Annotated in this window: 20 protein-coding genes and 1 pseudogene; 7 read left to right on the forward strand and 14 right to left on the reverse strand. The window is 70.3% G+C overall.

All coding sequences use genetic code 11. From position 1 onward, the window contains the following. Window positions 1–33 precede the first annotated feature (33 nt). The 3 genes from AC07FA_RS10680 to AC07FA_RS10690 form a co-directional block, all read right to left on the reverse strand. The gene (locus AC07FA_RS10680) at window positions 34–2,118 is read right to left on the reverse strand and encodes a pectinesterase family protein (RefSeq protein ID WP_479074584.1); all 2,085 of its coding nucleotides are present in this window, start codon (window positions 2,116–2,118) and stop codon (window positions 34–36) included. Between the two features lie 93 nt (window positions 2,119–2,211). Continuing rightward, window positions 2,212–3,237 carry a hemolysin family protein gene (locus tag AC07FA_RS10685; protein WP_479074586.1) on the reverse strand — a complete coding sequence of 342 codons (1,026 nt, stop codon included), beginning with the start codon at window positions 3,235–3,237 and terminating at the stop codon, window positions 2,212–2,214. Beyond that, window positions 3,234–4,574 carry a hemolysin family protein gene (locus AC07FA_RS10690; protein ID WP_479074587.1) on the reverse strand — a complete coding sequence of 447 codons (1,341 nt, stop codon included), beginning with the start codon at window positions 4,572–4,574 and terminating at the stop codon, window positions 3,234–3,236. The genes AC07FA_RS10685 and AC07FA_RS10690 overlap by 4 nt, the downstream gene beginning before the upstream one ends. 282 nt (window positions 4,575–4,856) lie before the next feature. Here AC07FA_RS10690 and AC07FA_RS10695 point away from each other — a divergent pair, with 282 nt between their 5' ends. Beyond that, window positions 4,857–6,107: an APC family permease gene (locus AC07FA_RS10695; RefSeq protein WP_479074588.1), complete on the forward strand. Its 1,251-nt coding sequence runs from the start codon at window positions 4,857–4,859 to the stop codon at window positions 6,105–6,107. Window positions 6,108–6,206: 99 nt separating this feature from the next. Then, entirely contained in the window at window positions 6,207–7,493 is a 1,287-nt protein-coding gene (locus tag AC07FA_RS10700) for a phosphoribosyltransferase family protein (RefSeq protein ID WP_479074590.1), read from the forward strand. A 39-nt stretch (window positions 7,494–7,532) separates the two neighbouring features. Here AC07FA_RS10700 and AC07FA_RS10705 read toward each other — a convergent pair whose 3' ends face one another. Continuing rightward, complete coding sequence (locus tag AC07FA_RS10705) at window positions 7,533–7,805, reverse strand: DUF1876 domain-containing protein (protein ID WP_479074591.1); 273 nt, start codon at window positions 7,803–7,805, stop codon at window positions 7,533–7,535. Window positions 7,806–7,970: 165 nt separating this feature from the next. On the opposite strand from AC07FA_RS10705, the gene AC07FA_RS10710 reads away from it, so the two are divergent. Both AC07FA_RS10710 and AC07FA_RS10715 read left to right on the forward strand, forming a co-directional pair. Then, a complete protein-coding gene (locus tag AC07FA_RS10710; RefSeq protein WP_479074593.1) occupies window positions 7,971–8,906 on the forward strand; it encodes a TerC family protein in 936 nt (311 codons plus the stop codon). A gap of 87 nt (window positions 8,907–8,993) precedes the next feature. Beyond that, the gene (locus AC07FA_RS10715; protein WP_479074595.1) at window positions 8,994–9,191 is read left to right on the forward strand and encodes a hypothetical protein; all 198 of its coding nucleotides are present in this window, start codon (window positions 8,994–8,996) and stop codon (window positions 9,189–9,191) included. A 14-nt stretch (window positions 9,192–9,205) separates the two neighbouring features. On the opposite strand, the gene AC07FA_RS10720 is transcribed toward AC07FA_RS10715, so the two are convergent. Both AC07FA_RS10720 and AC07FA_RS10725 read right to left on the reverse strand, forming a co-directional pair. Next, window positions 9,206–9,937: a peptidoglycan recognition protein family protein gene (locus tag AC07FA_RS10720; protein WP_479075166.1), complete on the reverse strand. Its 732-nt coding sequence runs from the start codon at window positions 9,935–9,937 to the stop codon at window positions 9,206–9,208. 217 nt (window positions 9,938–10,154) lie between these two features. Then, window positions 10,155–10,829 (reverse strand): ScbR family autoregulator-binding transcription factor, encoded by a 675-nt coding sequence (locus tag AC07FA_RS10725; RefSeq protein ID WP_479074596.1) that lies wholly within the window; start codon window positions 10,827–10,829, stop codon window positions 10,155–10,157. A gap of 106 nt (window positions 10,830–10,935) precedes the next feature. Here AC07FA_RS10725 and AC07FA_RS10730 point away from each other — a divergent pair, with 106 nt between their 5' ends. Next, window positions 10,936–11,829, forward strand: coding sequence for a ScbA/BarX family gamma-butyrolactone biosynthesis protein (locus AC07FA_RS10730; RefSeq protein ID WP_479074597.1), 894 nt, complete (start codon window positions 10,936–10,938; stop codon window positions 11,827–11,829). Between the two features lie 61 nt (window positions 11,830–11,890). On the opposite strand, the gene AC07FA_RS10735 is transcribed toward AC07FA_RS10730, so the two are convergent. Further along, entirely contained in the window at window positions 11,891–12,655 is a 765-nt protein-coding gene (locus AC07FA_RS10735) for a glucose 1-dehydrogenase (protein ID WP_479074599.1), read from the reverse strand. After that, complete coding sequence (locus AC07FA_RS10740; RefSeq protein WP_479074600.1) at window positions 12,652–13,317, reverse strand: ScbR family autoregulator-binding transcription factor; 666 nt, start codon at window positions 13,315–13,317, stop codon at window positions 12,652–12,654. The genes AC07FA_RS10735 and AC07FA_RS10740 overlap by 4 nt, the downstream gene beginning before the upstream one ends. A gap of 190 nt (window positions 13,318–13,507) precedes the next feature. On the opposite strand from AC07FA_RS10740, the gene AC07FA_RS10745 reads away from it, so the two are divergent. Together AC07FA_RS10745 and AC07FA_RS10750 are read left to right on the forward strand one after the other, a co-directional pair. Beyond that, window positions 13,508–14,437: a quinone oxidoreductase family protein gene (locus AC07FA_RS10745; RefSeq protein WP_479074601.1), complete on the forward strand. Its 930-nt coding sequence runs from the start codon at window positions 13,508–13,510 to the stop codon at window positions 14,435–14,437. A 99-nt stretch (window positions 14,438–14,536) separates the two neighbouring features. After that, window positions 14,537–15,616, forward strand: coding sequence for an acyltransferase family protein (locus tag AC07FA_RS10750; RefSeq protein WP_479074602.1), 1,080 nt, complete (start codon window positions 14,537–14,539; stop codon window positions 15,614–15,616). Window positions 15,617–15,622: 6 nt separating this feature from the next. Here the strand turns inward: AC07FA_RS10750 and AC07FA_RS10755 are convergent, their stop codons facing one another. From AC07FA_RS10755 to AC07FA_RS10780, 6 genes and pseudogenes are all read right to left on the reverse strand, one after another. Continuing rightward, complete coding sequence (locus AC07FA_RS10755; RefSeq protein ID WP_479074604.1) at window positions 15,623–15,826, reverse strand: hypothetical protein; 204 nt, start codon at window positions 15,824–15,826, stop codon at window positions 15,623–15,625. Window positions 15,827–15,995: 169 nt separating this feature from the next. After that, window positions 15,996–16,304, reverse strand: coding sequence for an SCO5918 family protein (locus AC07FA_RS10760; RefSeq protein ID WP_382726236.1), 309 nt, complete (start codon window positions 16,302–16,304; stop codon window positions 15,996–15,998). A gap of 52 nt (window positions 16,305–16,356) precedes the next feature. Further along, the gene (locus AC07FA_RS10765; RefSeq protein WP_479074605.1) at window positions 16,357–17,922 is read right to left on the reverse strand and encodes a DEAD/DEAH box helicase; all 1,566 of its coding nucleotides are present in this window, start codon (window positions 17,920–17,922) and stop codon (window positions 16,357–16,359) included. Between the two features lie 404 nt (window positions 17,923–18,326). Continuing rightward, window positions 18,327–18,530 (reverse strand): cold-shock protein, encoded by a 204-nt coding sequence (locus AC07FA_RS10770; RefSeq protein WP_151476148.1) that lies wholly within the window; start codon window positions 18,528–18,530, stop codon window positions 18,327–18,329. Between the two features lie 278 nt (window positions 18,531–18,808). Continuing rightward, window positions 18,809–18,988, reverse strand: a pseudogene (locus AC07FA_RS10775) (MerR family transcriptional regulator); the annotation flags it as partial. A 372-nt stretch (window positions 18,989–19,360) separates the two neighbouring features. Continuing rightward, window positions 19,361–19,771, reverse strand: coding sequence for a YunG family protein (locus AC07FA_RS10780; RefSeq protein ID WP_479074607.1), 411 nt, complete (start codon window positions 19,769–19,771; stop codon window positions 19,361–19,363). Window positions 19,772–19,788: the final 17 nt, after the last annotated feature.

Below are 19,788 nucleotides of genomic sequence, written 5' to 3' on the forward strand. Positions count from 1 at the left end.
GGTACGCCCCCGTACCCCGGCCACGCGAAAGCGTCAGGACGCCGTCGGTGTCCAGCCGCCCAGCCAGTCCGCGGTCTCCTGCCCCGCGGCCTGGCTGTCGGTCAGCTGCGGGCGGTCACCGCTCGCCGTGCCCGCGCCGGGACCGGTGTTCCTGTACTCGGCGAACCGGTCGTCCTTCCACGGGAACCCGCCCATGTCGGCCCACGGCGTCGCCTTGACCGCCGCGCTCAGCGTGGTGTCGCGGACGGTGGTCTGCGGGTCGAGGGTCGCGTCGCCGCCCGCGTGCCAGTTACGGCCCAGGAAGTAGCTGCCCGCGGTCACGTCGCCGTTCACGACGGACCGCGTGATCAGGAAGCCCTTGCGGTCCGCGGGGGTGCTGGGCGCGGTGAGGTAGCCGGCGGACGTGCCGTCCCAGCGCTTCTTCAGGGTCAGTACGGACCGGTCGATCACCGCGCTGGCGCGGCCGAAGACGAAGTCGACGTTCCCGGCTATGTAGGAGTTGGTGACGTACACCCGGCCGAGCCTGTCCTTGGCCGCGGTGTCCAGCAGCAGGGTGTCCTGGTCGCCGTCGACGATGACACCGTCGAGGAGGACCTTGTCGGCCGCGGTGCGCAGGGCGACGGCCTGGTGACCGCTGAGGCCCTGGTTCGCGCGTTCGTCGAAGCTGTTGGTGATGGACAGGTTGCGGGCCTGGAAGTCGTCCGCCTCGACGGCGACGGTAGCGCTGCCGCTCGTGCCGTACGTACCCGAGCCGTCGGGCCTGGGCGTGCCCGCCGCGTTCCCGTAGACGATGACCGTGTCCTTGCGGCTGGTGCCCGAGCCCTGGAGGGTGACGTGCGGCTTGTTCGCGGGGACCTTGACGGTCTCCCGGTACGTGCCGGGCGCGACCGAGATCACCACCCGTGAGCCGTTGCCCGCCGGGACCGCGTCGACGGCCTTCTGCACGCTCGTGTACTGGCCGCTGCCGTCCTTGGCGACGGTGAGGGTCGCGGCCGCCGCACTCCCCGTACCCTCCGCGGCCGTCGTGCTCCCCGTGCCGATCGTGCCGCGCGGCCCGGTGCCCGCCTTGAGCAGCGCCGGGATGTCGGCGGCGCGGTCGAGGGTGTAGCCGTAGTACGTCTTCGGGTCGAACGCCGTGCCGCCCCCGCTCTCGTTGCGCCCGCTGGTCCCCTTGAAGACGTTCCCGCGCTGGACGACGACGGCCGTGCTGTCCCGGGTGACGGGGTTCGCGAGGCCCTCGAAGTAGGAGTTCTCCAGGACCATCTTCGTACGGCCGCGCGCGTAGTTGCCGTAGGACGTCGTGATGTCCGTCCCCGCCACGTCCTGGAGGTAGTTGTTGTAGAGGTGGGCGTGCGCGACGTTGTCCGTGGACGGGTTGCGCTGCTCGGTCTCGCGGAACCAGTTGTGGTGGATCGTGAGGTCGGAGGTGACGTTCTCGGTCCAGCCGATGCCGAACGTCTTGTTGTTGTCGCTCAGCCTGTTCCAGGACACCGTGACGTACGTGCTGTCCTTACGGACGTCGATGAGGCCGTCGGCCATGTGCCGGAGGTCGTTGTGATCGACCCACACATGGTGCGCGCCATCCATCTGGATCGCGTCGAAGTCGTGGTCCTTGTCGTTCCAGACGCCCTGGTACGCATCCCGGATCGTCAGGTTCCGGATGATGACGTTGTGCACGCCCTGGCCGAGGAGGAAACCGCCACCGACGATGTGGCCCGAGGTCCCCGCGCCCACGATCGTCTTGTCCGACGCGACCTTGATCTCCTTGCCGACCGGGTTCATGGTGATCGTGGCGGCCACGACGATCACGTACGGCTCCGGGGCGGTCGCGTACTTCTCCAGGTCGGCGAGCGTCTTCACGGTGACGACCGTGCCGCCGCGCCCGCCATACGTACCGTTCTGGCCGAGCGCCTCGACAGAGGCGAAGCCGTCGGCGGCGTCAAGGACCGAGGCCGGTACGGCGGTTGCCGCCGACGCCTTGGGCCGGCCGCCCTCACCGAACAGGCCGAAGTCGGAGCCGTAGGCCATGGCGACGGCCGCGGTCAGCGCCAGGGTGATACCGACCGCGGGCGCCGGCTTGCGCCTGCGGTGCCGGGATGTGCTGCGTGTATCCGTCACGAGATGCGTCCGTTTCCACTCCGTGGGGGGATGGGGGCACTCGTCAGTCGCCGCCGGGGAGCGGAAGGTTGCCGCGAAGGCGCACGAAGCCGCTCAGGCCCGGCCGGTAGCGGCGGGGCCGACGAGCTCTTCCAGGACGTCTTCCATCGTGACGAAGCCGATGACGGTTCCCTTGTCGCCGGTCACGGCCGCCAGGTGCGTGCCGGCGGCCCGCATCGCGGTCATGGTGTCGTCGAGCGGGGTGTCGATCTCGACGCGGATGACGGGGTGGAAGGCGCTCCTCGGGAGCGGCTGGGTCCGCTGGGCGACGCCGAGGGCGTCCTTGATGTGCAGGTATCCCAGAATCTCGTCCCCCGGTCCGGTGACCGGGAGCCGGGAGAAGCCCGAGGTGGCGGCGGCGCGCTCCAGCCGCTGCGGGGTGATGTCGTGGCCGACGGTGACGGTCCTGTTGAGCGGGACCATCACCTCGCCGGCGGGACGGGTGCCCAACTCCAGTGCGTCGCGCAGGCGTTCGCCGTCGGCCGGGGCGAGCAGTCCGGCCTCGCTGGAGTCCTTCACCAGCCGGACGAGTTCGTCGTCGGTGTAGACGGACGTGACCTCGTCCTTCGGCTCCACCTTCAGCAGCCGCAGCAGGACGTTGGCGAAGGCGTTGATGCCGAAGACGACCGGGCGCAGGGCCCGGGTCAGCGCCACCAGCGGCGGGGCCAGTGCGAGCGCCGTCTCGGCGGGGGCGGCCAGCGCGATGTTCTTCGGGATCATCTCGCCGACCAGCATGTGCAGATACGTGGCGAGGGCCAGCGCGATCACGAAGGCGATGGGGTGCACCAGCGCTTCGGGCACACCGACCGTCTCGAAGGGCGGTTCCAGGAGGTGGGCGATGGCCGGTTCGGCCACGGCGCCCAGCACCAGGGAGGAGATGGTGATGCCGAGCTGCGCGGTGGCCATGACCGCCGACAGGTGTTCGAGCCCCCACAGGGTGCTCCGGGCGCGGGCGTCGCCCTTGACGGCCCGGGGTTCGATCTGACTGCGCCGTACGGAGATCAGGGCGAACTCCGCGCCGACGAAGAACGCGTTGGTGACGAGGGTGAACACGCCGATGGCGAGCTGAAGCAAGGTCATCGGGAGCCCTCCTCGACGAGCGACGCGGGCGCCGGCGCGGGCGCGGTGACGCGCACCCGGTCGGCACGGTGGTGTTCGACGTGGAGGACGGTCAGGTGCCAGCCCTCCACCGAGACCCGGTCGGTGGGTACGGGGATGCGTTCCAGACGGGTCGCGACCAGACCGGCGAGGGTCTCGTACGGGCCTTCCGGCACCTCGAAGCCGATGGATTCCAGCTGGTCGAGCCGGATGCTGCCGTCCGCGTCCCAGACCGCGCGCCCGTCCGGGGACGGCCCGCCCGGCGCCAGGTCGGGGCGCTCGTGCGGGTCGTGCTCGTCGCGGACCTCGCCGACGACCTCCTCGACGATGTCCTCGACGGTCGCGACGCCCGCCGTGCCGCCGTACTCGTCGATGACGACGGCCATCGTGCGGCTCTGCCGCAGCCGGCCCAGGAGTGTGTCCACGGGCAGCGAGTCGGGTACGAGGAGCGGGGCCGTGGCCAGCTCGGTGACCGGGGTGCGGTGGCGCAGCGGCTCGTCCAGGGCGAGTACGTCGCGGATGTGGACGGTCCCGATGACCTCGTCGAGGCTGTCGCGGTAGACGGGGAACCGGGACAGGCCAGTGGCCAGGGTCAGTTCGGCCGCGTCCGCCGCGGTGGCCCCGGCTTCGAGGGCCCGGACGTCCACACGCGGCGTCATGACGTTCTCGGCGGTCAGGTCGGCGAGGTGCAGGGTGCGGACGAACAGCTCGGCGGAGTCCTGCTCGATCGCGCCCTCACGGGCGGAGTGCCGGACGAGGGCGACGAGCTCCTCCGGCGTACGGGCGGAGGCCAGCTCCTCGGCGGGTTCCAGGCCGAAGCGGCGTACGACACGGTTCGCGGTGTTGTTCAGGTGCCGGATCAGCGGGGCGAAGCAGGCTGTGAACGCGCGCTGCGGGCCGGCCACGACCTTGGCGACGGCCAGCGGGCTGGAGATCGCCCAGTTCTTCGGTACGAGCTCCCCGATCACCATCAGCACCACGGTGGAGAGCGCGACGCCGAGCAGCGTGGCGACGGCCGGGACGGCGCCCGGGGGCAGGCCGACCGCTTCCAGGGGGCCGCGCAGGAGCACGGCCAGCGAGGGTTCGGCGAGCATGCCGATGACCAGCGAGGTGACGGTGATGCCGAGCTGGGCGCCGGAGAGCTGGAACGTGAGGCGCTTGGCGGCCTTCAGGGCGCTCTCGGCGCCGCGCTCGCCGGCCCGGGCGGCGCGCTCCAGCTCACCGCGCTCGATCGTGGTCAGGGAGAACTCGGCTGCGACGAAGACCGCGCATGCCAGCGTGAGCGCGAGCGCGAGGAGGAGAAGGAGGACTTCACTCACCGTGCCACCGCCGCCCTGCGACGCGGCGGGGCGGGAACGGCACGGCTCGTACTGGGAGGCTCACCCATTGCGGGACCGGAGCTCCTTTTCGGTTCGGACGGCGGTCGTGTGAGGGCCGGGGCAGGGTGTGCCCCGCGCTCAAGGGTAAAGGGAAAGCAAAGCGTTCCCCTGTGGTCCCGCTCACAGAGCCGTCCGGTCCCGTTCACCCGTCCGGTCACCTCGCTGCGCTACCGTGCGCCGACAGCCGGGCCGTACGCCCGTGCGCGCGGGAGGGACCGGTCCATGAGCCAGGCAGGGACGGGCGAGCTGCGACGGCGGCTCGGAGTGCGCGACGCCGTGGTCATCGGGCTGGGGTCCATGATCGGGGCAGGTGTCTTCTCCGCGCTCGGCCCCGCCGCCGGGGCCGCCGGTTCCGGGCTGCTGATCAGCCTGGCCCTCGCCGCCGTGGTGGCGTACTGCAACGCGACGTCGTCCGCCCGGCTCGCCGCCCGCTATCCGCAGTCCGGCGGCACCTACGTCTACGGCCGCGAACGCCTGGGCCACTTCTGGGGCTACCTGGCAGGCTGGGGATTCGTCGTCGGCAAGACGGCCTCGTGCGCCGCCATGGCCCTCACCGTCGGCGCCTACGCCTGGCCGGGGCACGCGCACGCGGTGGCCGTGGCCGCCGTCGTGGCGCTGACCGCCCTGAACTACACCGGCGTGCAGAAGGCGGCCTGGCTGACCCGGGGCGTCGTCGCCGTCGTCCTGGCCGTCCTGGCCGCCGTCGTCACCGCCCTCCTGACCAGCGGCACGGCCGAGGTCTCCCGCCTGGGCCCGGGCGGCGACATCACGGCGGGCGGAGTGCTCCAGGCCGCAGGTCTGCTGTTCTTCGCCTTCGCCGGGTACGCCCGCATCGCGACGCTCGGCGAAGAGGTCCGCGATCCCCGGCGCACCATCCCCCGGGCCATTCCCCTCGCCCTCGGCATCGCCCTCGTCGTCTACGCCGCGGTCGCCGTGGCCGTCCTGGCCGTCCTCGGCCCGGACCGGCTCGCCCACGCGGCCGCCCCGCTCACCGACGCCGTGCACGCGGCGGGCGCCCCGGCCCTGGCCCCCGTGGTGCGCGTGGGTGCGGCCGTCGCCGCACTCGGCTCCCTGCTCGCACTGATCCTCGGCGTCTCCCGGACCACGCTCGCCATGGCCCGCGACCACCACCTCCCCCGTACGCTGGCCGCCGTCCACCCCCGCTTCGGCGTCCCCCACCACGCCGAACTCGCCGTCGGCGCCGTCGTCGCCGTGCTCGCCGCGACGATCGACGTCCGGGACGCCATCGGCTTCTCCTCCTTCGGCGTGCTGGTCTACTACGCCATCGCCAACGCCGCCGCCCGCACCCTCACCCCCGACGAGGGGCGCCCGCCCGTGCCCGTGCCCCTGCTCGGCCTGGCCGGCTGTCTCGCGCTCGCCGTCACCCTGCCCCTCCCCTCGGTCCTCATCGGCGGCTCGGTCCTGCTGGCCGGCGCCGCCGTCTACGGGCTGCGCCGGCGGATGACGGGCTGACGGGCCGCCGCCCCCGACTTGCCGGACCGGCGCACATGGGGTTGGTTCGAAGTAGGTGTGTACGTGGTTCCCGTCTCCCCGGTCTGGGGGTGAACCGGCGTGCTCTTCACCGACCGAACCGACGCGGGGCAGCAGCTAGCCGCAGCGCTCCGGCACCTTGAGAAGGAGCGCCCCGTCGTCCTGGGCCTGCCGCGCGGCGGAGTCCCGGTGGCCTTCGAAGTGGCGCAGGCGCTCGGTGCCCCCCTCGATGTGATCGTCGTCCGCAAACTCGGCGTTCCGTACCACCCCGAGCTGGGGTTCGGCGCGATCGGCGAGGACGGGGTACGGGTCATCAGCGAGGAGATCGTCCGCAGGGCCGGGGTCACGGAGGAGGACCTCGCGTTCGTCGAGCGCGCCGAGCAGGAGGAACTCGCCCGCCGGGCGCGGGCGTTCCGCGCCGACCGGCCCCGGGTGCCGCTGGCGGGCCGGACGGTGGTCGTCGTCGACGACGGGATCGCGACCGGCGCCACGGCCGAGGCCGCGTGCGAAGTCGTACGGGCCCAGGGAGCGGCCCGGGTAGTGCTCGCGGTTCCTGTGGCTCCGCCGAGCGCGGTCGTCCGGCTCCGTGCCAGGGCGGACGACGTGGTGTGTCTGTCGGAGCCGGCCCTGTTCTCCGCCGTCGGCGAGTGGTACCGCGACTTCTCCCAGACCCCGGACGAGGAGGTCGTCGCCCTGCTGGCCCGCGCCACGCACCCCGGCGTACCGCCCCGGTCCGTCCGTACGACCGAGGTCGAGGTGGCCGCCGACGGCCTCGCGCTGGCCGGGGAACTCGCCCTCCCGGAAGGCACCGGGGCGGTCGTGGTGTTCGCCCACGGCTCCGGGAGCAGCCGCCACAGCCCCCGTAACCGTGCGGTGGCGGCGGCCCTGAACCGGGCGGGCCTCGGCACCCTCCTGTTCGACCTGCTCGTACCGGCGGAGGAGGGCGACCGCGCGTACGTCTTCGACATCGGGACCCTGGCCCGGCGGCTGACGCGGGCCACCGGCTGGCTGCGCGAGCGGGTGGACGTGCCGATCGGCTACTTCGGGGCCAGCACCGGCGCCGCCGCCGCGCTGCGGGCCGCGGCCGCCCCGGACGCGGACGTCGGCGCGGTGGTCTCGCGCGGCGGGCGCCCCGACCTGGCCGGGCAGCTCGCGGACGTACGGGCACCCACGCTGCTCATCGTGGGCGGCCACGACGAACAGGTGATCGCCCTCAACCAGCAGGCGCGGGACGAACTGCGCTGCGAGAACCGGCTGGAGATCGTGCCGGGCGCCACGCACCTCTTCGAGGAACGCGGCGCCCTGGACACGGCCGCCGACCTGGCACGCGACTGGTTCACCAGGCACCTGGTGACGGGGGAACGGTGACGCTCACCCCGGTGCCGGCACGCTCGCGGCCGGGCACACTCACGTCAACGGGTACGACGTACGCCCCGACGCCTCGTCGATCTCGTCGTGCGCCTTGGTCAGCAGCTTCATCGCCAGTTCGTTGAGGGCTCTGCCACCCGCGATCTCCTCCCCCACCCTCGGCTGCTCCGAGTCACTGGGGTGGCGGCTGGCGTACCCGTGCGCGCGCATCTCGGTCCCGTCCGGGAGCCGCACCATGGCAGCCGCGCGGGTGCGGTTGCTGTCCTCCTCGAATTCGAGCTCCACGTGCCATCCGACAGCGGTCTTCAGCATGACGAACACCTCCCGAAGTCCTCTCCTACCAGACTGCGCCCGTTCCACCCGCCTCGCAGCACATGGGCGGGGGATGCACACTCGTAGCCAAGGGATCGTTCGTCTGCGCGGACCGTCGCGCGCGTCATTTCGAGGTCGTTCCGAGGTCGTTTCGAGGTCTCCCGCATGCTCGACGTACCGGTGTGGCTCTGGGGGACATTCGCCACGATCGTCGTCGTGTCGCTGCTGATCGACCTCCTGGCCCACCGCTCCGCGCATGTCATCGGATTCAAGGAAGCGGCTCTCTGGAGCGGGTTCTGGGTGAGCCTCGCGCTCATATTCGGCGGGATCGTCTTCCTGGTACTCGGAACGACCGCAGGAACCGAATACACCACGGCATGGCTGCTGGAGAAGAGCCTCTCGGTCGACAATCTGTTCGTCTTCGCGCTGATTTTCGCGTACTTCAAGGTGCCCCGCGCCTACCAGCACCGCGTCCTCTTCTTCGGCGTCATCGGCGCTCTGGTCTTCCGCGGGATCTTCCTGGGCCTCGGCGTAGCCGTGGTCAGCCGTTTCACCGCCGTGCTCTTCGCCTTCGCGGCAGTCCTCTTCTACAGCTCGTACAAGATCCTCAGCGGGAAGGAGGAGACCTTCGACCCCGGCAAGAGCATCGCCGTGCGACTGCTGCGCACGTTCATACCGGTCAGCGACGAGTACCACGGCACGAAATTCATCATCAAAGAGGCGGGCAAAAGGATCGCGACCCCTCTGCTGGCGGTCGTCGCCGCGGTCGAGACGGCCGACCTGGTCTTCGCCGTCGACAGCGTGCCGGCCGTCCTCGCGGTCAGCGACGACGCCTTCATCGTCTACACCAGCAACGCCTTCGCCATTCTGGGTCTGCGAGCCCTGTTCTTTCTGCTGGCGGGAATGCTGGACACCTTCCACTACCTGAGCCATGGCGTGGCGGTCATTCTCGCCTTCATCGGCCTCAAGCTCATCCTCCAGGCATCCCACAAGTTGATCAGCGACGCCATCCCGGAAATACCTTCGCCGGTGAGTCTGGCCGTCATCGTCGTCATCCTGGGGGCATCCGTGGTGCTGAGCCTGCGACGCCGGGAGAAATGACCACCCCAGCTGCGAAAACCCGGGCAATGCGCCAGTAAAGCGAAGGGAAAACTTTCCACATTTATCGCGCGGGTCTACCGTTGAAGAATGTCCAGCAAAGAGCGTGAGACCTCGTCGCAGACCGCGTTCGTCTGTGCGGTCTGCAAGCAGTCCGTAGCCACGGAGATCCACCGGCACAAGACGCTCGGCATCTTCGTGCCCACCTGGGGGCCGGGCCCCTGCCAGAACCCCGACTGCGCCTCGTACCTGGCGGAGACGAAGCACCCGCAGCACAAGCCCCAGTAGTCACCCTCGGCAGATCACCTTCGGCGTTCACGGAGGGCCGCCACTGCCTCACGGATGGCGGGCAGCTGGGCATAGAGCGCGTCGCCGGGGCAGCCGGTGAGATAGCTGTCCCGGTGCCCCGAGATGACGTGCAGGCTGACCGCCTGGCCCCTGGGGAACCGGCTCTCGTCGTTCGTGGAGACCAGCCGTACCGAGCCGCGCGGATCGACGCCGGGACGCAGCTTCCACGCGATCACCCGCGCGATCGCCTCCACGACCGCCTTGGGTACGGGCACGTCGGCCCCGAAGGTGCCGATCGCCGCGATCCCGACCGTGTGGGCGTTGAACCCCTTGGTGTGGGCGCCGCGCACCGGCCGTGTGACGCCGCCGGCCCGGCCCTCGTAGATGGTCCCGCAGCGGTCGACGACGAAGTTGTACCCGATGTCGTCCCACCCGCCCTCTTTGATGTGGTCCGCCTGGATGCCCCGCAGCAGCTCCGGGGCTTCGGCGCAGTCGTAGTCGTTGGGGTGCCCCGTGTGGTGGATGAAGGCGGCGCTCACCCGGTTCGTGTACGTCGCCGCGTGCTTGACCATGCCCTCGTCGGCCCGCCAGGACGACCGGGGGACGATGTCGGGCTGGGGCGCCCCGGGCGGGGCCTGGGGCAGGGGCAGGGGTGCGGGCGCGGCGAACCGTTCCGGGGCATCCCGCAGGACCAGGAAGGCCAGCGGCATGAACACGGCGCACAGGACGAGCCGACGCGACCACATGGGCATACGACCACCCTGCGCCCAGTTCGGCCGTCCCGCAGTGGTGCCGGGCAACCGAGTGAGGCGGCGGCGCCGGGGCCGGGAAATGGCTCAAAAAAAGCGGACACGCTCGTTACGCGGAGGCGGATCCGGCGTTACCCGGAGGCGGACTCGGAAAAACATACCGAGGCTGCCACTTAGGGGGCATCCGCACCATTTCAGCCAATCGCGCGATCGGTCAGGACGCGACCGCTTCCGATTCCACTTCCGATTCCGCTTCCGCTTCCCTGCTCTCCTTGAGGAGCCGTTCGGCGCGGTGCGGAGACGTGTCCAGCCTCGACAGCACGCCGGGGACGGCGTTGTTGGGGAGGATGAGTTCGAAGAGGGCCGAGATCTCGGAGACCAGGTCCGGCGGCTCGGCCATCGACTCGGCGACCAGCTGGACCCCGGTCCACGCCCCGACGAAGAGCCGTGAGGTGGCCTCCGGGTCGACGTGCGGGAGCAGCTCCCCACGCTCCTTGGCCTCGGTGAGGATCTCCGTGCCCATGGCGATCCAGTCGGGCCAGCGCGTGCCGAACAGGCCCCGGGCGCGCGGGTCGACGGACAGCCGGATCGAGGCGCTGAGCATCGGCTCACGGGGCAGCCGATACGCCAGCAGCAGGGCTATGTCCACCCACTCCTGGAGCTTGAACGCCTGCGGCATGAGCCCTTCGGCGGTCACCGCCTCTTCGAGAACTCCTCGCGCAAGCTCTTCCTTCGACGTGAAGTGGAAGTACAGTGCACCTCGGGTGAGCCCGGCCCGTTCCAGGATCGATGCGATGGTGGCGGCGTCGTAACCGTGTTCGTCAAAGACCTCGGCTGCCGCTTCCAGGAAGATCCTGCGCGTGCGGATCGCCCGTTGCTGTCTGGCCAACTCGCGCTCCCTTGACCTCGTGTTTGCGCTCACTTCAAAACAAACGGGTGAGCCGGTATCATATCAGTGCGAGCATTATCTTATTGCGCCACGTCCGGGGGGGATCGTGTCCGAAGTTCCTGTGATCGACCACAACTTGACCATGGTGCCCAAGGAGATCGTGCATCTCCGCCGTGAGGCGTCCGTGTTCATCACCGACTGGAAATGTCTGGCCCCCGGCGAATTCGCGCTCACCGCCCGCTGGCCCGCCACGGAGGTCGGTCACGCCTACGACCCCAGGGTGCTCACCCAGACCATCCGGCAGAGCGGCCTGGTCATCGCCCACGCGGCGTACGACGTACCCCTCAGCCATCAGACACTGCTCCATGACTTCAACTTCACCGTTCGGCCCGGTTTCCGGGTGCCTTCCGACCACCCCTCGTCCCTGGACATCGGGATAAGGGTTTCGGAGCCGACCCGCCGCGGGAAGAACGTCAGCGGACTCGGCATGGATGTGCACGTGTCCCAAGCCAACACCACTGTGGCCATCGCGAATTCGGAGTTCGGCTGGATCTCGCCGGCCGCCTACCGCCGGCTGCGCGGTGAGCACCTCTCCCGCAGCTGGAACGAATGGCCGCTTCCCGCTCCTGTCGCCCCGCGCACCGTCGGCCGGCTCACGGCGTCGGACGTGGTCCTGGCCGCCACCGACCAGCCCCACCGCTGGCAGCTGCGCAACGACGCCGACAACCTCCTGCTCTTCGACCACCCCGTCGACCACGTCCCCGGACTGGCGCTGATGGAGGCCGGCTACCAGGCCGCTCAGGCCCTGCTCTCCCCGGCGGCCTTCGAGCCCACGGGCATCGCCAGCAGTTACGAGCGGTACGTCGAGTTCGACCGGCCCTGCTGGGTCGAGGCGGAGCGGCTGCCGTCCCCCGGCGCCGGTCAGACCGCGGTGAGGATCACCGGTACACAGGACGGACAGCCCGCGTTCCACGTCGAGCTGAGCGGTCCCGTCCGGTAACGAGGGCGCGGTGGACGGGGCCGGCCGGCGGAGTCCGGCCGGCCCCACGCCGTACCCGCGGTCACTGATTGACGAAACCGCCGTCCACCGGCATGACCGTGCCCGTGAGGAAGGGGCAGCGGTCGCTGAGCAGCCACGCGGCGGCCGCCGCGATCTCCTCGGGCTCCGCCGTACGGCCCTGCGGCGTAAGGGAGTTGACCATCTCCTCCAGGCCGGGGTTGCGCCCGAACCAGTCGGCGGTGATCTCGCTGCGCGTCGTACCGGGAGCGACGGCGTTCACCCTGATGCCCTGCTTGGCGTACTCGTCGGCAGCGGCCCGCGTCAGACCGACCACGGCGTGCTTGGACGCTACGTAGGGAGCGGCCGCGGGTATCGCCACCAGCCCGGCCACGCTGCTGTTGTTGACGATCGTGCCCCCGCCCGTGGTGAGCATCGCCGCTATCTCGTACCGAAGGCAGTTCCACACGCTTCGTACGTTGGTGTCCATGAGGGTGTCGTAGATGTCGTCACCCATCAGGTGCATCGGCGTACGGTCGCCGCCGAGACCCGCGTTGTTGAAGGCCGAGTCCAGGCGTCCGTACGTCGACACCGCGAAGTCCACCGCGCGGGAGACGTCGTCCGCCACGGAGACGTCGGCGACGACGTAGGCCGCTTCCGCGCCCTTGTCCCGCAGCTCGCCCACCAGCGTGGCCAGCCGCTCTTCCCGGCGGGCGGCCAGCACCACCTTCGCGCCCTCCTGGGCGAACACCCGGGCCGCCGCCGCGCCAATACCACTGCTCGCCCCCGTGATGAGGACGACTTTGTCTGAGAGGAGATCGTTGCTCATGGGCGCAGTGTCGCAGGACCGTTCCCTACGGGCTCCGGCAGGCCCCGCCTCGTCTGTACGGGCTCGGGCAGCCCCGCCCCGTCCGTGCGCACCGCGAGCCGCGGCAGCATCAGCGACCAGAACTGGGTGACCGCCCGGCACGAGGACCACTCCGCGTCCGCGCGTCCCAGGATCTCCGATCCCACCACGGCCGCCGTGACGGCGGAGACCGCGGCCTCCGGCAGCACGTCGGCCGCCAGGGCTCCCTGCTCACCGGCCAGGGCCAGCGTCGCCGCGACCCAACTGCGCCACTCCAGCCAGAGTTTGGTGTCCTGCTGCCAGGTGGCGTCGTTGCCGAGGCCGAGTCCGGCCCTCAACACCACGTCCTGCGTGAGCCGTTGGGCCAGCAGATGGGAGGTGTCGACCAGGAGGCGCAGCGGATCGGGGTGACCGGGCGGGCACGGGGCGATGATCTCGCGCAGCGTCTGTCCGGCCGCGGCCTCGACCGCGTCCCCCAACTCCCTTTTGCTGCGGAAGTGGAAGTGCAGCGCGCCGCTGCTGACTCCGGCGCGGGCGCTGATGTCGGAGAGCGAGGCGAGTCCGAACCCGCTCCGGTCGAAGGCCTCGGCGGCCGAACGGATCAACTGCTCGCGCGTGCGCACCGCACGGTCCTGCTTGGCCATCCTGACGCTCCGGGCGTGGTCGACGACTGAGGTCGGTCGGTCGGTCCAGGGGCCGTCGGCCCGTGTCCACGGGCAGGCGGCGGAGCCCACACGCTAACAAACCGGCCGTATGGTTTCGGAGGGTGTTCTGTATATCTGGCCGAAATTCTCTCCTGGCCCCGACCCGGGAAGCCGCGCGGTACCGTGCGGCATGCTCGCTATCCAGTTCGACCACTTCGGTGGTCCTGAAGTCCTCGCACCCGTTGAACTGGCCGCCCCCGTACCGGGCCCCGGAGAGGTGCTCCTGACCGTCGAGGCGGCCGGGGTGAACTTCGCGGACACCCATCAGGTGGACGGGTCCTATCTGACCGCCGACGCGCTGCCCTTCGTCCCCGGCAGCGAGGTCGTGGGCCGCACCCCCGACGGCACCAGGGTGCTGGCCCGGGTTTCCGGGGGATACGCGGAGCAGGTGGTCGCCAAGGAGTCCGCCGCCCAGGAGATCCCCGAGGAGCTGGGCGCCGCCGAGGCGCTCGCCCTGATGATGCAGGGGCTGACCGCCTGGCATCTGCTGCGCTCGGCGGCCCGGCTGCGCGAGGGCGAGACGGTGACCGTCCACTCGGCGGCCGGCGGTGTGGGCAGTCTCGCCGTCCAGCTGGCCAGGGAGTTCGGCGCCGGGCGGGTGCTCGCCCAGGTCTCGACCCCCGCCAAGGAGCGCCTCGCCCTGGACCTCGGGGCGGACGCGGTGATCACGTACCCCCACGAGGAGAAGGCGGACGTGGTCCTGGACGCGGTGGGCGGGGAGCTCTTCGACCAGGCCCTGGGGTCCCTGGCGTCCTTCGGCCGGCTGGTGACCTACGGCAACGCCGCGCGTTCCGGGTTCACCCCAGTCGACCCGGCCCGGCTGAACCGGCTCAACGCGGCGGTCGTCGGCTTCTGGCTGCGGCCCGCACTCGCGGCGCCGGGCGCGGTCAGCGGCCCCCTCAAGGAACTCTTCGGCCTGGTGGCCCAGGGTCGCCTCAAGCCGGTGGCCGGAGGAAGCTACCCGCTCGCGGAGGCCCGCCGCGCCCACGAGGACCTGCTCGCCCGCCGCACGGTCGGCAAGATCGTCCTGGTCCCCTCATACTCCACCGCTTGCGTATAGCAAGAAAACGCACAAAACGACCCACCACGAGAGCGTCGGCGGCCCCGCCCGGCCCGACGCGCCGGGCACCTCGCTTGCGCCGGTCACTAAGGTGTCGGCGTGACCTCCTTGACCTCGCAGACACCGAGCCACGCCCCCGCCGGAGCGGGGGCGGCGGCGGCCGGTGCCCGCAGCGGGCGCGACCCGTTCTTCGACAACGCGAAATACCTGGCGATCGTCCTGGTGGCGATGGGCCACGCCTGGGAGCCGTTGCCCGACAGCGGACGCGTGGTCGAGACGCTCTACACCTTCGTCTACACCTTCCACATGCCGGTCTTCATCGTCATCGCCGGCTACTTCTCCCGCAGCTTCGACCTGCGGCCGGAGAGGGTGTGGAAGCTGGTCACCCAGCTCCTGGTGCCGTACGTCATCTTCGAGGTGGCGTACACCGTCTTCGAGCGCGTGGTGCGAGACCCCTCGCAGCCGCTGACCATCGTCGACCCGTACTGGCTGCTCTGGTTCCTGCCCGCCCTGTTCATCTGGCGGCTCACCACCCCGATCTGGCAGGTGATCCGCCAGCCCGTGGCCGTGTCCGTGGCCATCGCGGCCATGGCGTCGATGATGAACGGCATCGGCGGCGACCTCCAGCTCCAGCGCGTGCTGCAGTTCCTGCCGTTCTACGTGCTCGGTCTGCGCCTGCGCCCGCACCACTTCGACCTGGTGCGCCGTCCCATGGCGCGGATTCTCTCCCTGCCGGTCTGCGCGATGGCCCTGCTCGTCGCCTACTGGGCCGTGCCGCGCATCTCGACCAGGTGGTTCTTCCGGCGCCAGAGCGCCGAGGAACTGGCCTCGCCGGTCTGGGCGGGCGCGGCGATGACGCTCCTGCTGTTCACCGCCGCCGTGGTGCTCAGCGCGTGCTTCCTCGCCTGGGTGCCGAGGCGGAAGCTGTGGATGAGCGCGCTCGGCGCGGGCACGATCTACGGCTATCTGCTGCACGGCTTCGTCATCAGGACCGCCACGTACAAGGACTTCTACGACCACGCGTTCCTGGAGACACCGCTCGGCAGGGTCGCGGTGACGCTGGCCGCCGCGGTGATGGTCACGCTCCTGTGCACCTCGCCGGTACGGCGGGTGTTCCGGTTCGTGGTGGAGCCACGGATGAAGTGGGCCCTGAAGCCGAAGCCCGAACCGGCACCCTGACCTACCTCAGCCGGTGACGGACGTCCTGCCGAGCACCGTGGCGTGCTCCAGGACGTCCTCCAGCGGGTCGTCGATCTGACCGGTCGCGATCAGCGCCACCTGCGGACCGTTGTGCGCGTCGGTGTGCGTCTCGTCGGCGTACGCGAACCCGGCAGGCAGCACGGACGCCAGTACCGTCGCGCCGAGTACGGTCAGCTTGCGCTTGCTCATGTCGGTTCCCTGCCTGCTCGGTCCAGTCGGCCGGGCCATCCTCCCCCTCCGCCGGAGAGGGACACGCCGGTGATCACCCGCATGGCGGAGCGACCGTTACGGAGAACGCACCGCACCCCTGTGCCCGGACGACGGGCACAGGGGTGCGGTGGTTTTACGGACTACGGGTTCAGACCGGGTCCGGCGTGCCGAGCAGCGCCGACGCGTTCTCCATCGGGGTGAGGGGCACCGCGGGGGCGGGCACCTCGGCCGAACGGCAGGTGAAACCGAGGCGCGTCAGCGCCCGGGTCACTTCGGCGGACGAGAAGTCGCGGCGGTCCTGCCGGGTGATCACTTCGCCGACCTGCTTGACGGGGTAGACCCGGCGGCTGATGACCACCGCGTCACCGGTGACGGGTTCGGGCTTGATGCCCTTCATCGAATCCTCGACTTCGTTCTTGAACAGATCGAAGGGGAAGCGGGCGATGACGCAGCGCATAGTGCCTCAACAAGGTGGAGGGGAAAGCCGGACGGGGACTTACCGGTACGGGCTACGCGGCCCGGTTGGAGCGGCGCTGCGACGCCGCGGCACGCGCTTCCGGCGTGGGCACGCCCGGTCGGCGGCCCTGAGCGGGGCGGCGGCTGCGGCCACGGCCGGCGAAACCACCGCTCTTGGACCGCTCGGACGGCGGCGAGCTGATGGTGACCGGGACACCCGACGGGGCCTGCGCCCCGGTGATCCGGTTCAGCTCGGCCTCACCGGAACGCACCTGGGCGATCTGCGGGGTGATCCCGGCGTCCACCATCAGACGGGTCATCTCGCGGCGCTGGTTGGGCAGCACCAGCGTGACGACGCTGCCGGACTCACCGGCACGGGCGGTACGGCCGCCGCGGTGCAGGTAGTCCTTGTGGTCGCTCGGCGGGTCGACGTTGACGACGAGGTCGAGGTTGTCGACGTGGATACCGCGGGCGGCGACGTTGGTGGCGACGAGCACCGTGACATGGCCGGTCTTGAACCGGTCCAGGGTCCGGGTGCGCTGCGGCTGCGACTTGCCGCCGTGCAGGGCCGCTGCCCGTACACCGCTGGCCAGCAGGTGGTCGGTGAGCTTGTCCACGGCGTGCTTGGTGTCCAGGAACATGATCACCCGGCCCTCGCGGGCCGCGATCTCGGTGGTCGTGGCGTACTTGTCGGCGCCCTGGACGTAGAGCACGTGGTGCTCCATCGTCGTCACCGCACCGGCCGCGGGGTCGACCGAGTGGACGACCGGGTCGTTCAGGTAGCGACGGACCAGCAGGTCGACGTTGCGGTCGAGGGTGGCCGAGAACAGCATCCGCTGGCCCTCGGGGTTCACCTGGTCGAGCAGCTCGGTGACCTGGGGCATGAAGCCCATGTCGGCCATCTGGTCGGCCTCGTCGAGGACGGTGATGGTGACGCGGTCGAGGCGGCAGTCGCCGCGCTCGATGAGGTCCTTCAGCCGGCCCGGGGTGGCCACGACGACTTCGGCGCCGCCGCGCAGGGCGCTGGCCTGGCGGCCGATCGACATGCCGCCGACGACGGTGGCGATGCGCAGCTTCAGCGACCGGGCGTAAGGGGTGAGCGCGTCGGTGACCTGCTGGGCCAGTTCCCGGGTGGGGACGAGGACCAGGGCCAGCGGACGGCGGGCGTCGGCGCGGCGGCCCTCGGTACGGGCCAGCAGGGCCAGACCGAAGGCGAGCGTCTTGCCGGAGCCGGTGCGGCCACGGCCCAGGACGTCACGCCCGGCGAGCGAGTTCGGCAGGGTCGCCGCCTGGATCGGGAACGGCACCGACATGCCCTCGGAGACGAGCGCCGCCATCAGCGGAGCGGGCATCTCCAGGTCACCGAAGGCCTCCACCGCGGGGAGGGCCGGGGTGATGGTCACGGGGAGGGCGAACTCGCCCTTCACCGCTGAGGGACGGCGGCCGTAGCCACCGGAGCGGCCGGAGCCGCCGCCGGAACGGCCCTGGGAGCCGGGTCCACCCTGGCGGCTCGACGCGGCGCCACGGAATCCGTTGGCGGTGCGGCTACCGGAGGGGGCGCCTCCCGAGCGGGTCCGGGAGAATCGGTCGTTCGTACGAGCTGTGCGATCGCGGTTCATGCAGAACCTTCCTCGATATGGCGCGTATCGAGGGATTCTTTATCGGGCAGCAGCAGCCTGAGCGGCGCCAAGAATCGCAAGAACGTGCCGATGAAATACGAATATGAAGCCCGGCCGCTGGGAATAAGCCGTATCCGGCGCTTCGAAATGACTGCTTCGACATGACCGACATGCATCCGGAATACGTCGCCGGGGAGTCGCTCACGGTGTCGGTCATGGATCGGTCAAGATGTGGGACGTGCGGTGGTACGTGGTGCGTGTCCTGCCGGGGGCTCGCCGCCGGTACGGTGCCGACTGCCCGGGCGGACCTGTGTCACGTCACGCCCTCGCACCCCGAAAACAGCAGCAAGCCGGGGCCCGCACCCCAAGGTGCGGGCCCCAGCTGCGCCATACGCCTATGTGGACTAGGCGGGGGTGATGTTCTCCGCCTGCGGGCCCTTCTGGCCCTGCGTGACGTCGAAGTTCACCTTCTGGCCTTCCTGCAGCTCGCGGAAGCCGGAAGAGGCGATGTTCGAGTAGTGGGCGAAGACGTCAGCGCCGCCACCCTCCTGCTCGATGAAGCCGAAACCCTTTTCCGCGTTGAACCACTTCACGGTGCCAGTAGCCATGTCATATCTCCTTCGGGGCAGTGCCCGTGGACTCGCACTGTGCGAGTCCTACGTCGCCGCAAATGATTGCCCCTTCCGGAAAAGACCGGAAATACAAAAGCGCGCCCACCGATGTAGAACCGGCGAGAGCACTTGAAGTTTTGGGAACCACAACTGCAACTGAGATCAACCGTAGCACGATTCGCCGGGATCGGGGCTGTACGCCATATCACTCGGGTCGCGGGCATAAAACTGCTGTTGCCCATTGTGCAATTTTCTATGTCGGCCAAAACAGATATTCAGCGGCCGGCCTCGGGACGCCGCAGCTCCTCGTGGAGACGCAGGGCTTCTTCGAGCTGGTCACGGACCCGGGCGGCTATGCGCAGCTGGTAGCGGGAGCAGCGCCGGTGACCGCTCTCGGACCGCAGGGGCGTGATGAGACGGGCCTCGCCGACCGCACGCAGGAGTCCCGGCGCCGCTCGCGCCCAGGCGCACCGCCTGTTTGACGCGCCTGCGCGAGAAACCCTGCGTGTGCGAGAACTTCATATCTGTCGCGACCGTCACAGATTTCCGTGCGGGAGGCCACACGGCGCGGTCGGCACGTGTATCCGACTGACCAGTTGGTCAGTTGGATACGCGCCTGACCTGGGACCATAATGCTGGTGTAGCCCTTCACGCCTCCCCCGTCGTGAAGGGCTACACCCTTGTCCGGGGGGGCGTTCATCCGAGTACCGGTCACCGGCGGAGCCGGGTTCACCGGGACGGAGATCGTCCGGGCCCTCGTCTCGTCCGGGCACGAGGCGGCGGGTGAGGACGGGAGGGTGAGGGGCTGGAGGACCGAGCTCCGGGCGTCACACCCTGACCCGCGCCCTCCCGCGCACCTGTCCGCGCAGTCGCTCGAGCACCCGCCCGCGCAGCAGCTCGTACTCCTCGCGGAGCCTCACGATCTCCGCCGGGCGCGGGACCACCGTGCCGCCCGTCACGATCTCCTCCGGTCCGAACTGCTCGCGGGTGAGGTCGATCTCGATGCCCATGCCCAGCCGGTTCCACCAGTGGTAGTCCGTCCGGACGCCGTCCACCCGCACCTCGCCGCGGATCAGCTCGCCGCCGAGCAGGTCGTTGACCACCATGGCGGTGACTCCGCACTGGTCCCGCGCGGGATTGTCCGGATTCCAGTGCGGACGGTGAACGGGGGTGGTCGTGTCGGCGTCCCAGCTGCTTCTGATGGCGGCTTCGAGATCGGCGAGGAGGAGGGGTTCCATGGCCTGATCCTCCCACC

The organism is Streptomyces sp. NPDC045968, assembly GCF_056430475.1.